The sequence below is a fragment of the Nocardia acidivorans NBRC 108247 genome (assembly GCF_001625085.1).
GTDB lineage: Bacteria > Actinomycetota > Actinomycetes > Mycobacteriales > Mycobacteriaceae > Nocardia > Nocardia acidivorans.
On sequence record NZ_BDAW01000047.1, the window covers coordinates 37,869 to 55,333 of the forward strand.

A 17,465-nucleotide genomic window follows, 5' to 3' on the forward strand; every position below is an offset into this window, starting at 1 on the left:
ATCGGAGTCGAATGCCGTTCCCGGATCATGATCCACTCTCAGTGTTCTCACAGCGCGCCGGGATGACACTGCTGGCATGTCAGCGACGACCGACTTGATCAGGGACGTCATTACCGAGATCCGAACAGAGGGAGCCACCGCCGAGATTGCGATTACGGCGATGACGGTGTGCGGGCTCGTGGTCGTCGGATCGATTGTTGCGCCGCAGCTGTGGCCCCGAAACGGCGCGGCATCATCCTCCTGGCGACTGGCGCGCGTCGTGGCGATGGCGGTCATGTTCGTCGAGCTGAGCTTCCAGGTGTCGATGTCGGGGTGGCTGACCGGTGCGGACGCGGCGACGCTGCGCTGGTTCACCGAGCATCGTTCGCCAGGATGGACGCGCGCCGCGCTCGTGGTGACCGATGCCGGCAGCCCGGTGGGAGTCGCGCTGATCGGATTGCTGTTCGCCGGGCTCATCGCGTGGCGGCGACGCTCGTTGATCCCGGCGCTGACACTGCTCGGGTTCGTCGCTATGGCGTCCGCCGCGAGTACGTTGACCAAACTCGTTGTGGGGCGCGCCCGTCCGCCCGCGCTCACGCAGCTGATCTCCGAAACGGATCTCTCGTATCCTTCCGGCCACACCACCGGCACGGCGGCGCTGGTCGGCGCGGTACTGGTTGTCTACGGCGTCGGCCGGCAGGGTTGGTTGCGCGCTCTTGCGGCGGTGGTGCCGGGTGGCGCGATAGTGGTTCTCGTCGCGGTCACTCGGCTTTACCTCGGCGTGCATTGGCTGACCGATGTCGTCGGCGGCGCGCTGCTGGGTTCACTGGTGGTGCTGGTCGGATCTCAGGTGACGAGTGCCTGGATCCGTGCTCACGCGGTTCGAGCCCGGGATGCCGACGCGCAAACCATCCGAAGCCGGTCGGGGACAACGGAACCGCGGCCGTCATAGTTCGCGCAGAATCGCGATGGCCGGACGTTGTGCCGCGCGCGCCGTGAGAGCGCTGACAACCGCCAATGCGGTGACGGTGAGAACCAGGACGGTCAGCAGATATGCCCACGGGACGGCGATCGACGAGGGCGGCGGGTCGAACACACCGGTGAGGATCTTGACGAGCATCAGCGACAGCACCGAACCCGTTGCGGCACCGGCTATCAGGCCCCCGGCGGTGAGCGCGGCGGCTTCGCTGAAAACCACGTCGCGCAGCTGTCGCGGTGTGGCCCCGAGTGCGGTCAGGACGGCGAAGGTGCGGCGGCGCTCGGCGAGCCCGAGCGCCAGGACGAGCCCGCCCGCGCAGACCGCGAGGAGGGCGGCGAAGGACAACTCGACGCGGGTCAGGCCGGTGAGATCGATTGAGGTGAGGCTGGATCCGACGGTGCCGCGGACGGTGGCGATGTCGGTGACCGTGGCCGAGACTCCCAGCTGAGCGCGAAGGTGCTCGGCGACAGCGGTGGTGCTCACTCCGTGGGTGTCGAGCAGGAATGTACCGATGGCGTCGGATCCGGTCTGCTGTGCGACGTAGGTGGCATTGGCGACGAAGAAGCTGTCCTTCGGTGCGGTGGGGAACTCGGCGACCACTCCGGCGTAGTGGAACTCGATCTTCTTCGGCTGATGGTTACCGGAGTCGGTGAGCCGCAGTGTGATCGGGTCTCCCGGGCGCAGCCGAAAGTCCTTGACGGTTTCGGCGGACACCAGAATCGAGTCCGGCTTCGCGGCCAGGACGGCCATCGCGTCGGTAGCGGTGCTGCCGGGAAAATAGCTGTCCTGCAACGCGGAAACACGCCCAACGGTGTCCGGCCGCACGCCGAAGAGGTCCTGCATATCCGCGCCGATGTAGGCGAAACGGTGCTGTAGCGGTTCCACCGACGCGACGCCTGGTACTTGCGCGAGCGCAGCAACGGCTTCGGGGGAGAGAGCGGTGCCGGGGACCGGCGTGACGCTGACGTCGGCGCCATTGGTCAGCTGGGCGTCGGCCTCGGCCTGCCGGCTGTAGGTGGCATTGAAGGTCGCCGTTGACGCGGCGAACGCGAGCGCGAGTGCGAGCAGCACGATCGCCCGGATCAGCGGGCGTCGCTGCCGGGACAGGCCGTTCGCGATGATGGTGGCGGGCGGTCCGGTCATCGGCCGCAGCAGGCGCGCGATCACGCGGCGACCGCGACCCAGGATGAGGTCCCCCAATCGCCAGGTCAGCAGCGCCGCGCCGACCCACAACAAGCCTGGACCGGCAAGCGCCCAGTAGGACACCGAGATCGTGGGCACGCCCTCGGGTGCGAGCACGAGCTGGTAACCGCTGCGCCCGGCGGCCGCGAAGACCAGCCATGCCCCGAGCAGCGCCAGTGCGTCGAGTCCGTACCGTGCCCAGGCCGGATAACGCGGTGCGGTGACAACGGCACGACCGGTGGCAACGGTGGTCCCGAGCAGGTCACGACGGGCTGGTAGGAGCACCGTCACGACCGTGAGCGCTACCCCGGTCGCAGCGGCTGCGGCCGACCACCCCACGGCGGCCGAGGTGGTCGCACCGAAGCGCATCGACCCGAACGCGAGATACCCGGTCCCGGCGGCGGCGAGGAGCCCGAGCAGTGCTCCGGCGGTGCCGATCAGCCCTGCCTCAGCGGCGGCGAGGCGAAGCAACTGTCGGGCCGATGCACCGCGGGCACGTAAGAGCGCCTGTTCTCGACGACGTCGGTCCGCGCTCGCCGCCGCGACGGTCGAAGTGATCGCCGCAGCCAGGATCGCGCCGGGAACACCGAGGAACAGAAACAAGATCTGCGCGTAGGCGGCGTCGCTGCGGGCGGCCGCGAGCGCGGCACCGAGATTGTCCGCGACCGTGGCGCCGCCGCCGCTGCGTGCCTCGAGATTGCGGGCGGCGGCGGTCGCCGTGCTGTAGGCCACGGCCGGACTCGAGGGCAGGACATGGTCGCGAAGTACATGAATCTGCGTGGATACCAAGTCGGTTCGAGTGGCGAGTGGGTCGAACATCGCATGCCATTGCGCTTCGGGCAGTATCAGCACGTTGTCCGGCGGCGCGGCTGGTTGAGACCCGGGCGGTGCGCCGACCTTCTGAAAGAGCGAATTCGCTTGCGGCAGATCGACGATACCCGCCACCGTGACCGGAAAAGATGACAGATCGGCGCGGCCGACGGTGACGATGTCGCCGAGGGTGACATGGAGGTTCGCGGCGGTCTGTTGTGCGAGCAGCACCCCGCTGTCCGCACCGACGAGCCGCCGGATCTGGCCTGGGAACAGCGCCGGGTAATCGGCCGGGAGGCCGAGAACCACACCCGGACCGGTGGTCTGAGTAGTGTCGCCGGTGAGGGCGGACAGGCCGGTGGTCTGCGCGAAACCGACCGGGGTGCTGAGGCGTACGCCAGGGGTGGCGCCTACCAACTGGGCGATCGCCTTCGGATCGGTGTCCGGCTGCACTTGGACCTGCCAGTCCACGGCCACGCCGCGGACGGCGCGCGCGGTCATGGTGGCCTGGGATTGCGTCAGAAAAGTGCCCAGGCAGGCGAGCATCGCGACGGTGGTCGCGACGCCGAGTGCCGCGCCGAGCAGGCGGGCGGGTTGCCTGCGAAGCAGACCTGCGAGCCAGAGCAGCATCATCGATGGCCTCCGGAAACCCCTGCGGGATTGTCCTGGAGCGCGCCGTGATGCATCGTCCACCGTAGTGGCAGGCCGTCGGCGATCAGCGGATCGTGTGTCGAAATCACCAGGGCCGCACCCAGTTCCGTAGCAGTCCGCACCAGCACATCGAGGACCACAGCCGCGGCTTCGTGATCGATTTGACCGGTCGGCTCGTCCGCCAGGATCAGCCTGGGAGCGGCGGCCAGCACTCGCGCGACCGCGACCCGCTGGGCTTGACCCCCGGAGAGTTCGTGGGGGAGTTGCCGCGCGAATTCACCGATGCCGAGCAGGTCCAGCGCAGCTGCGGCGCGTTCGGTAGCGTCCCGTTCGGGGGTGCCGCCCAAAAGCAGCGGCACCGCAACGTTTTCCATGACATCCAGCGCCGGCAACAGGCTCGGCCCCTGGAAGACCACACCGATGAGCCCGGGCCGCGCCCTGGGAGCCTCATCGAGTCCAGGCCAGCAGACCGTGCCGGAGGTGGCCGTCTCCAGCCCTGCCATGACATGCAGCAGTGTCGACTTCCCGGAGCCCGAAGGTCCCGTCAGCGCGATGTGTGCGCCGGACGGCACCGAACAGTTGACGTCCGTGATCGCCGTGATCGCGGTTGCTCCGGTGCCGAACACGCGGGCGACGCCCGCGCACACCACGACCGGCGGTGCGGACCGCGAGGTCACGGCAGCACCTGCCCGTCGTGCAGGCGGACGATCCGATCCGCGGCGGCGGCGACCGCCGGACTGTGGCTGGCCACCAGAATCGCGCCGCCGCAGTCGGCCCGGTGTCGCAGTAGCGCGAGCACTACGGCTTCGGTTCCGGCGTCGAGTTCACCCGTGGGTTCATCCGCCAGCACCACCGCCGGGTCGTTGGCCAGAGCCACCGCCAATCCGGCACGGGCCAGTTCGCCGCCGGACAGCTCGCCAGGGTAGGCCACGCCGCGCGAACCGAGCTGGACCGACTCGAGCAGGTCTGCGACCGGCGGCGACACCGAACCCGGGTGGAGCCGCCGCGCCAGCACAATGTTCTTGAATAATGTCAACTGCGGCAACAGATTTCCGCTCTGGAACAGCATCCCGATATACCGGGCCCGCAACCGGGACCGAATGGGTTCGGGCTGCCGACTGAGCCGACGGCCGCAGACGCGCGCCGTGCCACCGTCGGGTTCGTCAACCCCCGCCAGACACGACAGCAACGTCGATTTCCCGGACCCGGAGGGGCCTACCACCGCCACCAGCTCGCCCGCTGCCACGGTCAGCGAAACACCTTGCAGGGCAAGGATTTCGTCATCTCCGGCAGGAAAGAACCGGTACAGGGAATCGGCCTGTAGGGCGGGTGCTCCCTCGTAGCGCTGCGCGGTGCCGCGGTCACCGGGTGGGCTCATGGCAGCCAGCTGAAGGAATCGGTGACCTGCCGCCACGGATCGACATTGTCCGCGTCGACAAGCCCCGACAGGGTCAACACCACTTCGCGGCCGGAGCGGTAGAACTCGTAGCGTTCCACCGCCTCGGGCACGATCTTCCCGGTCACGGGGCTCGGCGGGGAGTCGGCGCGGTAGGTGATCCGCAGTACCGGACCGGCCTTGCGTTCGACGGTGCTCACCTCGCCCGGGACGTATCCGGGTGTCCCGGCTGCGAGCTCGGGTAGTTCGATTGACTTGGCCGACTCGACAGTCGGCGCGGAGGCGACATCGGCCCGCGATTCGATGCCGACGCTGTTGAATTTGTCAGTGAACACGACACCGGCGGCCGAATCGCTCCTGGACCAACCCTCCGGTACCTGCACGGTGAACCGGCGATCCGCGGGTGTGTACACGACGAACGCCTGATTGTCCGGGATGTCACCACTCGGATTGGATTCGGCCGAAGTGGGATTCGCCGAGGAGTCGTGCGGAGTTCCCAGCGTGGAACCGCCCCCGCACGCCGTCAGCAGCGCGACGCTCGCCAGTGAAAGCCCCGCACCCGTAGCGGCGACGTTCCACCCGCGAATCCAACGTGACGAATTCATCGCTGCTCCCTTCGCCGCAGACCACCGCTTCCCCGTGCCGGAAACGGTCCATCTCACTGCCGATAGTCGCGCGGCGCACCTGTGGAAACGCTGAGTGCGGATGGTCGGCTGACACGCCGGATGGACCGGCGCGGCGGATCCCCGCACAACATCCCGCATGGTGAGAACAATGGACCCGGACAGGCGAAAGGCAATTCATCATGTGGATCCGATCCATCCCCGCACCAGGTAGCTGGGGGCTCCGGGTCAGATCCGCCCTCATCGTGACAGTCGCGGTCGCCGTCGGTCTAGGAGTCTGCGTACTGGCGCTGATCGCCTTCCTGTACCGGTCCCTAACGGCCTCCGCCGACGATGTCGCCGCCAATCGGGTCCGCGAAATCGCCGGCCAGCTCCGCTTCGACAGGCCCGCCGAACTCGATCGCAGCCTATTGGCCACCGACCGCAACCTCACCGTTGTCCAGATCATCGGCGCTGAGGACCGCATCGTCGGAACCTCCACCGACGGCCCGGGCGACCCGCTCACCGCGCTCCGACCGGAACCGGGACGCATCGTGCGCAACGCCGGCCCGGTGGCAGCGGACACCGGACTTCGATTGACCGTCGCCGGTGTCGACGGGTCCGGCGGCCGCTACACGGTGGTGGTGGCGATGAACCACGATTCGATCGAGGACACCATCAAGCTCGTTCTCAGCATGGTCGGCATCGGCGTGCCGTTCGTGATCGCCATCGCCGCGGGTTCCACCTATCTGCTCGTCGGCAGATCGTTGAGTTCGGTGGAGACGATTCGCCGTCGGGTGGAGGCCATCACCAGCGCGGATCTGACCGAACGTGTGCCGGTACCGGAGCAGCACGACGAAATCGCCGCACTTGCCCGCACCATGAACGAAATGCTCGCTCGTATCCAATCCAGCCACGAAGCTCAGAGCCGATTCGTTGGGGATGCCTCCCACGAATTGCGCAGCCCCCTGGCCTCGATGGCCGCCGCACTCGAGGTGGGACTCGCCCGCCCCGAACTCTTCGACGACACGCTGGCGCGAACCACACTGATGCCCGAAGTCGAGCGCATGCGCCTGCTGATCGACGACCTGCTGCTACTGGCGCGCGCCGACGAACGCGGACTACCGCACCTCGCAACCGACGTCGACCTCGACGATGTCGTCGCCGCCGAAGTCGCGCGTCAACGCGGTCGATCCGACACGGTCGAGATCATTGTGCAGCTCGAACCGGTACGGACCCAAGGCGATTCCGGGCAACTCTCACGAGCCGTCCGCAATCTTCTCGACAATGCCGCCCGTTATGCCGCCACGACCGTCACGGTCCGCCTGACCCAGGACGCGGACACTGCCCGCATCGAAATCACCGATGACGGTCCCGGCATCCCCGCCGAGGATCGGGTCCACGTCTTCGACCGATTCTTCCGCCTCCAGCGTGACCGAGGCCGAGCCAGCGGCGGCACCGGCCTCGGACTCGCGATCGTCGCGGAAATCATTGCCGCACACCACGGTGCGGTTCATTTCACCGACCATCGGGGCGGCGGGGCCATGGTCGTCATCACACTTCCGGCGAGCCCGTGAGCCGATGACCGGAATCGAAACCAGGCATCAGGCCCGGTCGCGTGCGAGCGTGGTTTCGAGGTCGTCGAGCGTTCGGGTTCGGTTGTGGCTGTGGGCGATTCCGGCCGTGAGAAGGATAAGCAGTACGGCAGTGGTGCCCCAGGTGCCGAAGCCGAGTCCGCCCTTGTCGTGGGATTTGGACAGCAGGTCGCCGACGGTAGCGCCGAGAGGGCGGGTGAGGATGAACGCGAGCCAGAACAGCAGAATGCCGGAGATACGAGTGAAGAAGTGGGCGGCGAGCAGAGCGGCCATGACGGCGGCGATCACCAAGGCGCCACCGCGGTAGCCGAGTCCGGAACTGTCGGACAGGTAATCGCCGACAGAAGTGCCGAGCGTGTTCGACAGCAAGATCGCCGACCAGTAGAGCACTTCGCCACGCAGGCTGGTGATGCCGGTGACGTCGTAGGTTTGGCCGCTCAGTTTCCAGATTCCGAAGACCAGCGCGAGCCCGGTGATGAGCACGGCTGCGCCGGCGCCGTAGCCGAGTCCGCCGTCGGTGGAGGTCCCCGAGCCGGGGCCGCGATTGAGGAAGTCGGCGATTGTCGTGCCGGCGGTGCTCGTTGCCGCGATGACCGTCCAGTAGAGCGCGGGATGGAATCGGCCGACGCGTAGCTGGGCCGCCAAGCTCACCGCGAAGACGGTCAGAAACAGCAACGACGCAGCGGCATAGCCGAGATGCAGGGTCTGGGCCAGTAGATCACCACCGGTCTCGCCAAGCGTGGTCGCCGCGATCTTCAGCGCCCAGAATAGGGCGGTCACCTGGGGGAGCTTGTAATTCGCACGCGGTTGGGCCGCAGGCATGCGAGGGTTCCCTTCGTTTGAATCGGCTGATGACACAACTCCGCGGAGTCTGCCCGCCGGTCGCTGAGAACCCGCTGAGTCGGCCCGTGCGTCGATCTGGCCGGGAGTCGCCATGTTGGATTGCCCCGACAGTTCTCGAACGGGCCGCGCAGACTCCCCGGAACCAGCGTCTTGCGGATGTTCGGCCGGCCCGGTCCGGTGGCCGAAATCGTCGCTGCCCGCAGGGGCAGCGTGCGGGTCGAGGATTCACCGTCCGGCGGCGCTCGCTTGAAGGCCGCCCTGCCGGTGACCGCGAATTCCCCTGCGACCTGACACGTCACAGTCGCTTACGCGCTGAGAAGACGCTGAGAACGCGGCCCTGCTCGCTGGCGTCGAGGTTCCGGCCTTGCCATATTGGTTGAAGCAGCGTTATCGAGCAGGCCCCTCGCGACGCTGTCATTTCGACTCTCCGCTATCGCGTACCGCATAGTCGAAGGAGATCTGGCATGGCAAGGTTCGGCGACTTGGATGTCACTCCGGGTGACTACGTCCAGTATCGGGATTCGGTCGGTGCACGCATTCGTGGCCGAATCATCGCGATCGAAACAGAAGACACCCTCGGTGAAGCGGTATGGGTATCGCCGCTGATCAAACCGGCTTACTTCAACGTTTCACCGAATGTCGCCGCTCTCGGAAAAGCGAAAGAGAAGCTCGACAACGCCATCGGATTCGGTCGCCTGCACCACCGGGCAAGCATCAACTCCCACCGTGACAATGTGATTCGCGAAATCCGAGAGGAAGTGGCCCGCAACGACGGAAGGCTCGCCCCGCCGTGGGCGGTACCGTGTGATCCTTCCATCGCCGAGCGGCTCGGGGCCACGGTGAGCGAGGTCAGAATCCTTGCGCACTGGCCCTGGCAGGGCGTGTTCGTCGGTGATTTCGTGTGGCTGGACATTGCGCGCAGAGCCGCTGTCCCTCATCTGGGTCCCGACATCTGCTTCGCCGTCGATGCGCTCGAACCGAGCGCTCGGCGGATCACCGTCACCGCGACGTGTCTGGGCACGGGCGGCACCCACCGCTTCTGCTACGACGCGGTCGCGATCAGGAAAGTGATCGCGACCGCCCTGTGAACCGCCCCACCCGGTGACGCCCCTGCCGGTCAACGAGTTCTCAGCGCTGTCACAGGAGCCTGACCGTACGGTCGTGCGCTGTGACGGAGATGACGAACTCGCAGGTCGGTGCGACCCGACGCATGCTGAGCAAAGTGCCCGAAGTGACCGTGTGGTTTTGGGTCATCAAAATCCTGTGCACCACCGTCGGGGAAACCGTCGCCGACTGGATCAACAGTTCCCTGGGGGTCGGGTTGACCCTCACGGCCCTGCTGTTCACCGTGGTACTCGCCGTGGTGCTGGGGTGGCAGATGCGCCTGGACCGCTACGTGCCCCTGGTGTATTGGCTCACCGTCGTGGTGCTCAGTGTGACCGGCACGCTGTACACCGACATTCTCACCGACAACCTGGCCGTGCCACTTGCGGTGAGTACCAGCCTTTTCGCCGTGGCCCTGGCGGTCGTGTTCGGTGTCTGGTTCGCGCGGGAACGGACATTGTCGATTCACTCCATCGTCACGCTCCCCCGCGAATTGTTCTACTGGCTCGCGGTGCTGGTCACCTTCGCGCTGGGCACCGCGGCCGGGGACTGGACGTTGTCGGTGACCGGGTGGGGGCCGGGAACCTCGGTGCTGCTCCCGGCCGGTCTGATCGCCGCTGTCGTGCTGGGTTGGCGGCTCGGCGCGAACGCGGTGCTGTCGTTCTGGCTCGCCTACATCCTGACCCGGCCGCTGGGTGCGAACCTCGGCGATTGGTTCGCCTCCCCGACCGCCGAGCATGGGCTCGGCGTGGGAACCGCACTCACCAGTGTGCTTTTCCTGGCCGGGATCCTCGCGACAGTGGTGTACCTGACGCGCAGCCGCCGAGATGTCATCACCGATCACCACCTCGCGCAGCCTCTCGAAGTCGCACCGGCCCCACCGGTGCGCGAGCGAATCATGCTGGGCTACTTCGTGATTGTGGCGGTAGTGGCCGGGTCACTGCTCGTGTGGGCGTCTTCCCAGCCGCACAGCAGCGCCGTGACCGACGAGGAAACCGGGGCCGGGCCCGTCCCCGCGGAGGTGACACCGGGGCAGGTGACGGCGAAGTTCCCGGCGGCCGAGATCGCCAAGTTCCGCACCATCACCCAGGACACGCTGAGCAAGGTGCAAGCAGGTAACCAGAGCGGGGCCAAGGCCAGGATCAAAGACCTCGAAACCGCCTGGGATCAGGACCAGGACACCTTGGAGCCGCTGGACAAGTCGGCATGGGCCGTCCTCGACGGCCGGATCGACGGTGCGCTGAAGGCGGTGCGCGCGAGCACTCCCGATTCGGCGACCGAAACTCTCGCTCTCACAACGTTGCTCACGGCGCTAGGGTAGCGCGGCCTCCAGCCGGAGGCGTCACACCTTCACTCCGCACGCACCAGCTCTTCCCCATTTCCATGTGGCCACCGCGCCGGCCCTGGTGATCTACTTTCGGCGGGACCGGATACGGATCGCCGCCGGGCTCTGGGATCTGGTCCGGACCCGCGAAATGCGTTCGCCCGAGGCACGATTGGAGTTCTGCTAGTCATCGCGACCATCCCGGTGGGCCTGCCCGGGCCGGCGCTGGAGAAAGCGGTCCGTAACTATCTCGGCACTCCGCTACCGACGTCAGTGTTCCTGGCGCTCAACGGATTGGTGCTGCTCTCGGCCTGATGCGACATCTGATCATCACGTACGGGCGCGGCGCGATCCTGCTGCTCATGATCGCCGAATCCCCGTGTACACCGGTCCCTTCGGAGGTGGCCATGCTGCTCGGTGGCGCCTTGGCCGCCGGTGCGGTCACCGGAGCGCATCCGAATCTCGTCGCCGTCATCGCGCAGGCACCCTCGGCAACGTGATCGGCAGCTACCCGGCATGGCTGGTAGGGGGCGCTAAGGTGGGCGACCCGCCCTGCACCGGTGGGGCCGGTACATTTTCTTGCGCCCACACGACATCGACCGGGCACAGAACTGGTTCATTCGCGGCGGCGCATCGGTGTTCCAGCGGCTCGAAGCAACTGTCGAAGAGGTGGAGACCGCGCTGCGTTGGTTCCTTGGTTGATCGGATCGAGTGCGGGGTGCTGGCGGGTGTGACAGCCCTTCGTGCGTTCCGGCGCGGTGAACGGGGCCTGCCGCTGGCGACCTTCGTGCGATTCCACGACCCGGCCGCGCGACCGGGTCTTGCCTTCACATCTGGTGTTCGTGTGGTCGCTGCTGGAGGCGCTGGCCGAGCGGTACTGAGTCGCGTTCTCGGGAGGAAGACCTGGAAACATGGGCCTGCGATGAACGTGTGCACCGAGGCGGTCGCGTATCGATCGGGGTCAGCACTAGAGTGAGGATCCGCCCCCTGAGAAGTCGACGCCGGACCCTCGATCACTGATGTCCCGACGCCGATATTCCAGCAGGTAGAACTCCCGCCACCGCGGCCAATCCAGGTACTTGTCACCGGCTCGTGCCCGATAGCGCCGATACTGCCCCTTCTTGGTCCGCCCCACAGATCGCTGTGCGTCCCGCGCAGCCTTCCGAGCCGCCTGCTCACCCCGCCGCTGCTCCGCGCTCGTGAGCGTCACCGGCGGATCCACGAAAATCCCTGAGCGCTTCCACAACATCATGCCCCTCGAAGGCTGCGAAGTTTCTTTCTGATTCGACTGTAGGGAGAACGGTCACCTACGGCTATCGGGCGATCGCCTTAACCACGTTGAGGGACACGGCGAATAAGGTCATCGGAGTGCGACGCCGCGAGTGGCGGAGAGCCGGACCATGTCCTCCGTTTACATGTCCGCGTATTCAGCCGTCCTGCTGAGGTTACGCGAAAAGCTACTCTGAGCTGGGGTGCTATCTGACAGCAACCCCGTAGGGTCCGAACCTGCGACACACGACCTGCGGTTTCTTGGTCACGTTGAACTACCTGAGGTTCGGAACCCATGCCTGACCTGGGCGGATAACGCTCCCGACTGTGCCCTCGGCAGGATTCGAACCTGTTAGGGGCACTGGCTTGTCGTAGCAGGTCAGTACAATAAAACCCGTTCTGACCTGCGGAAACATTGCGAGTCATACCCGGTCGTAAGTGGTCACTTGCGGGCACGGATGAACTCACGAAGGGAACGCCAGGGGAACGCGGTAGCCCAGGAAAGGCCCCTTTGATGACTATCTACACCCGCCCCGCCGTTCGGTTCGGCCCGGTTCGGATCAATCTCAGCACCCAGCGCGGATACCGGCGACCGCCGCGCACTGATCGCGTGCAGCGTATCGGCAATGCGCGCTCGGTCGCTCGGGGTCGCCGGTGGCGCATCATCCTCACAGCGCTCGCCGTGCCGTTGCTCGTAGTGGCCGCTGGACTGCTCGCTGCGGCGCTGGTCTTGGTCGCCGTGGTCGCCGTGTCGACCAGCCAATGGGATTCATTCGCCGACTCACTCAGCAGCGCGTACCGCACCGCGCGGCTGCGTTGGTCGTACCTGCACACCGCCGCGAACGGGGAATGAACCATCATGGCCAAGAAGGCAACCCCGCGCCGATCATGGGGCACCTGCAAGCAACTCCCGTCCAAGCGATACCGCGCGACGTATGTCGGCCCCGATGGGCGCACCTACGCGGCTCCGCAGACCTATGCGGCGAAGATCGACGCCGAAGGGTGGCTGTCCAACGAGAAGCGTCGTATCGACCTCGGCAACTGGCGACCGCCGACCGTCGAAGCGGTGCGGGGCAGCACCTTCCGCGAGTACGCCGCTACGTGGCTCGAGCAGCGCGATCTGAAACCGCGGACACGGGGGCTGTACTCGGATCTGTTGCGCCTGCATATCAATCCGACGTTAGGCGACCGCGCGCTGGAGTCCATACGGCCCGCTGACGTACGCAAATGGCACTCCGGGGTGACGACAGGCAAGACGCGGAAAGCGCACGCCTACAGCCTGTTGCACGCCATCTACGCCACTGCTGTCTCCGACGAGGTGGTGGATTCGACACCGTGCCGCATCCGGGGCGCGATGGCGACCAAGCGCGCGAAGCAAATCGTCATGCTCACCCCGGCCGAGCTTGCCAAGCTGGCCGATGCCATGCCGGAACACCTCCGGTTAGCCGTACTGCTGACCGCGTGGTGTGGGCTGCGGTCGGGGGAGTTGAAGGAGCTGCGGCGCAAGGATGTCGGACCGGAAGGTCACACGCTGCGCGTCGAACGGGCGGTGACCTTCCGGTCGGGTGAGACTTTGGTCGACACCCCGAAAACCGAAGCCGGTAGCCGAACTGTGACGGTACCGCCGCACCTGAAAGACGCTGTGAAGGAGCATCTTTCGAAGGTGAGAGGCACAGAGGCGCTGTTGTTCCCCGGCCCCGATGGCAAGACGCATATGTCGGACTGGCTGCTCCGCAAGGCTGTCACCAAGGCAGCGAAGGAGATCGGTAAACCCGGACTCACGCCACACTCGCTGCGGCACTGCGGCGCGGTGTGGGCGGCCCAAAGTGGTGCTACCACAAAGGAATTGATGCACCGGATCGGGCATACCACGCCGAACATGGCGATGCGGTATCAACACGCGGCCGAAGCGCGGGATGTCGAGATCGCGAAACGGCTGTCCAAGATGGCGGGGGTGAAGCCATGAACGGGGCGGTGTTGGCCGAACTGGATTGGCAACTCGCGTGCGGGGTGCGCTGCGGGCGAGTGACGAAAGCCGGTGTGCGCGCGTGCCGTTCAGGCACGCTGGCCGAATACTATGTGATCTGCCCTGACAGCTCCGGGCTGCGCTCTGGCCCGGCTTGCCTGCGGTGCCTGACGGAGGTGCTCAAGCGCGTGCCGGGGCTATCGGTCCGGGTATTCAGGCTGTAAGGCCCTGGGCTAAAAAACCGGCGTGGCTCGCTTTTCGGGGGCCACGCCGGTTTTTTGTTGCAACAATTCTGTAACAGGAATTCGAGCGTTGTGTCCATCCGTGTCCATTTAACGAACGTGGACAAACAAAGCGCCTATGCCACGCTGCATTAACGGCCATCTCGGGGGCCGGTGACTGCGGCTAATGTCGCATCCAGAAAGGCTATGACCGCAAGCGTCATGGCGTATCAGGATAGAAGGATCGACAATGGAAACACGTTATCTGTCGATGGCCGAGGCGGCGATCTATACCGGCGTGGACGAGCGAACGCTGCGGCGCTATATCGCCCGCCGGGAACTGCGCGCCTACCGCATCGGGCCGCGCCTGTTGAAATTCGATCGCGTAGATCTGGATGGCCTGTTTCGGGTCGCAGGCGTGGAGGGGCGGGGGTAATGCGATATGTCAGACAACCAAAAAGGCCGCCCCGCCGAAGATGAAAGCGGAGCGACCTTTCCATCAGGAATCACACACCACGCACAGGATACCACCGAGATTTATGCTAGAGCCGCGCCGATTTATTGGGCTGCTGGCTGGCGTGGGATTCTGCCGATACCGCCGAGAAGCAAAGCTATCAAAATCAAAGGCTGGACCGGTCACAACGGTATCGATCCGAGCTACGCCGATATTCGGACCTGGCTCGAAACCCAAGGCGCGAGCAATATCGCGCTGCGCTTGCCGCCCGATGTGATCTGCCTCGACGTTGATCATTACGGCACTAAGACCGGCGGTGACACTCTCGCCGAAGCCGAGAAGCGTTGGGGGGCACTGCCTCCCACGGTTCGATCGACATCCCGCATGTGCGAGATCAGCGGTATCCGGCTGTATCGGGTGCCGAGCGGCACCACATTGGCCGAAGCGAAGCTACCTGGCGGTGGTGTCGAGATCGTTCAGCACGCGCACCGTTATGCGGTGGTCTGGCCGAGCGTTCACCCATCCGGCGACACCTACCGCTGGCTCGACCACGGAGCGCTGTACTACGACGCCGGATGGGTGCCGAGCCCAGCCGAGCTGCCGGACCTGCCCGCGCGGTGGCTGCAAGCGCTTCGGGTAGACGCCGGACCGGATCTGAGCGGTGTTCATGTCGACGTTGACGCACGCATGTCAACGATGCCCGGAGGCGACCCGGACACGACAGTTACCTCAGTGCTGTACGGCGCTGTTCACGCTCTCCTTGCCCCCGGCGCGGCACGGCATACGACCGCGCTACGTTCGGTCGGGCACCTTCTGCGCCTCGGCGAACGCGGGCATCCTGGCGTGGCTAAGGCGCTGGACGCCTTGGGCCGCGTGTTTGTACTGACCGTTTCGGCCGATGGTTCGCGAAGCCCCGGCATGGCGTCGGCGGAGTGGCGACGCTTGTGCACTGGCACAGGGATTCACGCGCGCATCGCTGCCGATCCGTCGCCGAAGTGGGCTGATCTCGAGGCCGACCTACTGAAATTAGGGTTCCTGTTATGAACGCCGAGGACTTCGCCGCATTGCGGGAGGAAGTCGAGCAGCTCGGTGATGTGAACGTGAAAAATGCTGTGCTTCAACAGGTTGCCTCGCAGATCGCCCGAGGCTTGGTCGACAAGTACACACGGCCTCTCGAGACGGACGACGAGCTGCTCGCGAAAGAGGTTGCGAGACAAAGGCGTCTCGATAAGGCGCGGCGAACTGTCGCGGCAGAGAACAATGTGCGGCCCGCCATCGCGCCCGGTATCGGCCTGGACGAATTCCTCGCGATCGAGGACGAGCCGGAGGACTACCGCATCGCGGGTCTGCTACCCACCGACGGGAAGGTGCTGCTCAGCGCGGCATATAAGGCCGGAAAGACCACCATGGTCGGCAATCTCACTCGCTCACTGGTTGACGGCCGCCCGTTCCTGGGCAAGTTCGAAACGCGGCGGCTACAAGGCCGCCTCGCGATCATCGACAACGAGATGAACCCAAGAGCGCTGCGGAGCTGGCTCCGCCGCATCGGCATCCTCAGCCCCGAAAAGGTAGTGCTGTGGTCTCTGAAAGGCCGGGTGTCGTCGTTCGACTTGCTGGACAGCGAGACCCGCGCCAAGTGGAGTGACCATCTCGCCGAGGAAGGCGTCGAGTTCGTGATCCTGGATTGCCTCCGGCCGGTGCTGGACTCGCTCGGACTGGATGAGCACCGTGAGGCCGGAAAATTCCTGGTGCCTTTTGACGAGATGCTGGCCCGCGCTGGTGTGCGGGAAGGGGTGATTGTGCAGCATATGGGCCACACCGGGGAAAGGGCGCGCGGAGATTCCCGCCTTCTCGATTGGCCCGACGTGAATTGGACGCTGGTTCGCGCCGAAAACGAAAACCCGGCCTCACCGCGGTTCTTCACCGCCTATGGGCGCGATGTCGACGTCCCGCAATCCGGGCTCGATTTCACCCCGGAAACAGGTGAACTCACGTATCTCGCGAACCGCCCGAGAAGGCAGACAGCGGCGGAGAAGTTACTGCCAGCGGTGTTGAAGGTGGTTCGCGAAAAACCTAACCTCACCGGCCGCGCGATCATCAACCTGTTGACCGACGACGGGGTATCGCAGAGCGGCGCTCGCACTGTATTGGAGTTGTCGAGGGCGCGGGGGTTCGTCCTCACCGAGGAAGGCGCGGAGCACTCGAAGCTGCATTTCCTCAATCCCAGCAGATCCGGGGATATCGCCGCGCTTCTAGACGAGAGGGTGTGATGGCGTGTGTTGGCGTGTGATGGCGTGTGTTGATTTCACCCCCGGCAAACGCGTGTGTTGGGTGTGTTGCCCGCCTTTAAGGGCAACAACCAACGCACCCCCGAACCGACAAAGGCGAATCCCAGAAAGCGCCATTAAGCCACCAAGAGACGACCAGAGTGACCAGCACACGCGATTCCGACCCTCTGGCGACATCGCAGACCGACGAGGAGACCGATTCGGTCTCCAGGTAGCCGAATCGCCTCACCAGCGCTTAGAAATCCATCCGATAGTCGACCGATGACCCAGCGAAAACGCCGAGAAGTCGATCTTGATCCAAGACGGGACCAACACACGCTAAATCGGCCAAAAATAGGGAGCGTGTGTTGATTTGCTCCAACCGCACCCTTGGCCAACCTTGGTCGGGTGACCAAAAGGAAAGGGACAAGTAATGAACGACGATCACACCAACCCCCTCGACAATCTCAGCGACCGCGCGGAGGCCCGCCTTCGCGCGCTGCTGGACCTCAGCGTCGCAGCGCTACACCCCGACGACCGGGCGGCCCTTCTCGCTGAGCCTGGCTTGCAAATGCACCCCGAGCCGGATGGGATGCTGCGATTCTCAAACCGACCCGACACGATCACGGTTTGTGTCGTAGACCCGAGCCTGCTCGATGCTGAGGGCGAGTTGCCCGAGCCTGAGTCGGGCCGCACCATTCCCGACACAGCCGCCGAGATGTTCGGCGACGACAAGGGCGAAGCAGACGACGCATAGTTAACGGCGTTTACCAAACCACCACTCACCGAGCGCGGAGTAGCCCGCGCGGTTACAATCGACTCC

18 protein-coding genes are annotated in these 17,465 nt (G+C 65.5%); 13 read left to right on the plus strand and 5 right to left on the minus strand.

Annotated features, from left to right (window positions below; translation table 11 throughout):
* Positions 1-76: 76 nt before the first annotated feature.
* Positions 77-931: a phosphatase PAP2 family protein gene (locus NA10_RS24005; RefSeq protein WP_084515177.1), complete on the plus strand. Its 855-nt coding sequence runs from the start codon at positions 77-79 to the stop codon at positions 929-931.
* Here NA10_RS24005 and NA10_RS24010 read toward each other — a convergent pair.
* Genes NA10_RS24010 through NA10_RS24025 form a run of 4 tightly spaced genes read right to left on the minus strand, consistent with a single transcriptional unit; the run spans position 926 to position 5,602 of the window.
* Positions 926-3,583 (minus strand): ABC transporter permease, encoded by a 2,658-nt coding sequence (locus tag NA10_RS24010; RefSeq protein WP_067571739.1) that lies wholly within the window; start codon positions 3,581-3,583, stop codon positions 926-928. The genes NA10_RS24005 and NA10_RS24010 overlap by 6 nt on opposite strands.
* On the minus strand, positions 3,580-4,278 hold the full coding sequence (locus tag NA10_RS24015; RefSeq protein WP_067571741.1) for an ABC transporter ATP-binding protein: 699 nt from the start codon (positions 4,276-4,278) through the stop codon (positions 3,580-3,582). Before NA10_RS24015 ends, NA10_RS24010 begins: the two co-directional genes overlap by 4 nt.
* Entirely contained in the window at positions 4,275-4,979 is a 705-nt protein-coding gene (locus tag NA10_RS24020) for an ABC transporter ATP-binding protein (protein ID WP_067571743.1), read from the minus strand. The genes NA10_RS24015 and NA10_RS24020 overlap by 4 nt, the downstream gene beginning before the upstream one ends.
* Positions 4,976-5,602, minus strand: coding sequence for a hypothetical protein (locus tag NA10_RS24025; RefSeq protein ID WP_157556710.1), 627 nt, complete (start codon positions 5,600-5,602; stop codon positions 4,976-4,978). Before NA10_RS24025 ends, NA10_RS24020 begins: the two co-directional genes overlap by 4 nt.
* A 263-nt stretch (positions 5,603-5,865) precedes the next feature.
* Between NA10_RS24025 and NA10_RS24030 the strand changes: the two genes are divergently transcribed.
* Positions 5,866-7,176, plus strand: a complete 1,311-nt coding sequence (locus NA10_RS24030) for a sensor histidine kinase (protein WP_245677751.1) — start codon at positions 5,866-5,868, stop codon at positions 7,174-7,176.
* Positions 7,177-7,203: 27 nt separating this feature from the next.
* On the opposite strand, the gene NA10_RS24035 is transcribed toward NA10_RS24030, so the two are convergent.
* Positions 7,204-8,016: a COG4705 family protein gene (locus tag NA10_RS24035; RefSeq protein WP_067571747.1), complete on the minus strand. Its 813-nt coding sequence runs from the start codon at positions 8,014-8,016 to the stop codon at positions 7,204-7,206.
* Positions 8,017-8,193: 177 nt separating this feature from the next.
* On the opposite strand from NA10_RS24035, the gene NA10_RS39225 reads away from it, so the two are divergent.
* The 11 genes from NA10_RS39225 (at position 8,194) to NA10_RS24085 (ending at position 17,399) form a co-directional block, all read left to right on the plus strand.
* Complete coding sequence (locus NA10_RS39225; RefSeq protein WP_281180233.1) at positions 8,194-8,328, plus strand: hypothetical protein; 135 nt, start codon at positions 8,194-8,196, stop codon at positions 8,326-8,328.
* Positions 8,329-8,501: 173 nt separating this feature from the next.
* Entirely contained in the window at positions 8,502-9,125 is a 624-nt protein-coding gene (locus NA10_RS24040) for a hypothetical protein (RefSeq protein WP_067571748.1), read from the plus strand.
* An 89-nt stretch (positions 9,126-9,214) separates the two neighbouring features.
* Complete coding sequence (locus tag NA10_RS24045; RefSeq protein ID WP_067571750.1) at positions 9,215-10,462, plus strand: COG4705 family protein; 1,248 nt, start codon at positions 9,215-9,217, stop codon at positions 10,460-10,462.
* Between the two features lie 64 nt (positions 10,463-10,526).
* A complete protein-coding gene (locus tag NA10_RS39230; protein ID WP_281180234.1) occupies positions 10,527-10,652 on the plus strand; it encodes a hypothetical protein in 126 nt (41 codons plus the stop codon).
* 127 nt (positions 10,653-10,779) lie between these two features.
* The gene (locus tag NA10_RS37990) at positions 10,780-10,965 is read left to right on the plus strand and encodes a hypothetical protein (protein ID WP_067571752.1); all 186 of its coding nucleotides are present in this window, start codon (positions 10,780-10,782) and stop codon (positions 10,963-10,965) included.
* A gap of 1,283 nt (positions 10,966-12,248) precedes the next feature.
* Entirely contained in the window at positions 12,249-12,587 is a 339-nt protein-coding gene (locus NA10_RS24060; RefSeq protein ID WP_067571754.1) for a hypothetical protein, read from the plus strand.
* A gap of 6 nt (positions 12,588-12,593) precedes the next feature.
* On the plus strand, positions 12,594-13,700 hold the full coding sequence (locus NA10_RS24065; RefSeq protein ID WP_067571756.1) for a tyrosine-type recombinase/integrase: 1,107 nt from the start codon (positions 12,594-12,596) through the stop codon (positions 13,698-13,700).
* A 471-nt stretch (positions 13,701-14,171) separates the two neighbouring features.
* Positions 14,172-14,357, plus strand: coding sequence for a helix-turn-helix transcriptional regulator (locus tag NA10_RS24070; protein ID WP_067571758.1), 186 nt, complete (start codon positions 14,172-14,174; stop codon positions 14,355-14,357).
* Positions 14,358-14,363: 6 nt separating this feature from the next.
* On the plus strand, positions 14,364-15,419 hold the full coding sequence (locus NA10_RS35900; RefSeq protein WP_084515179.1) for a bifunctional DNA primase/polymerase: 1,056 nt from the start codon (positions 14,364-14,366) through the stop codon (positions 15,417-15,419).
* The gene (locus tag NA10_RS24080) at positions 15,416-16,645 is read left to right on the plus strand and encodes an AAA family ATPase (protein ID WP_067571763.1); all 1,230 of its coding nucleotides are present in this window, start codon (positions 15,416-15,418) and stop codon (positions 16,643-16,645) included. Before NA10_RS35900 ends, NA10_RS24080 begins: the two co-directional genes overlap by 4 nt.
* 430 nt (positions 16,646-17,075) lie before the next feature.
* Positions 17,076-17,399, plus strand: a complete 324-nt coding sequence (locus tag NA10_RS24085; protein ID WP_067571765.1) for a hypothetical protein — start codon at positions 17,076-17,078, stop codon at positions 17,397-17,399.
* The last annotated feature ends 66 nt before the right edge of the window (positions 17,400-17,465 follow it).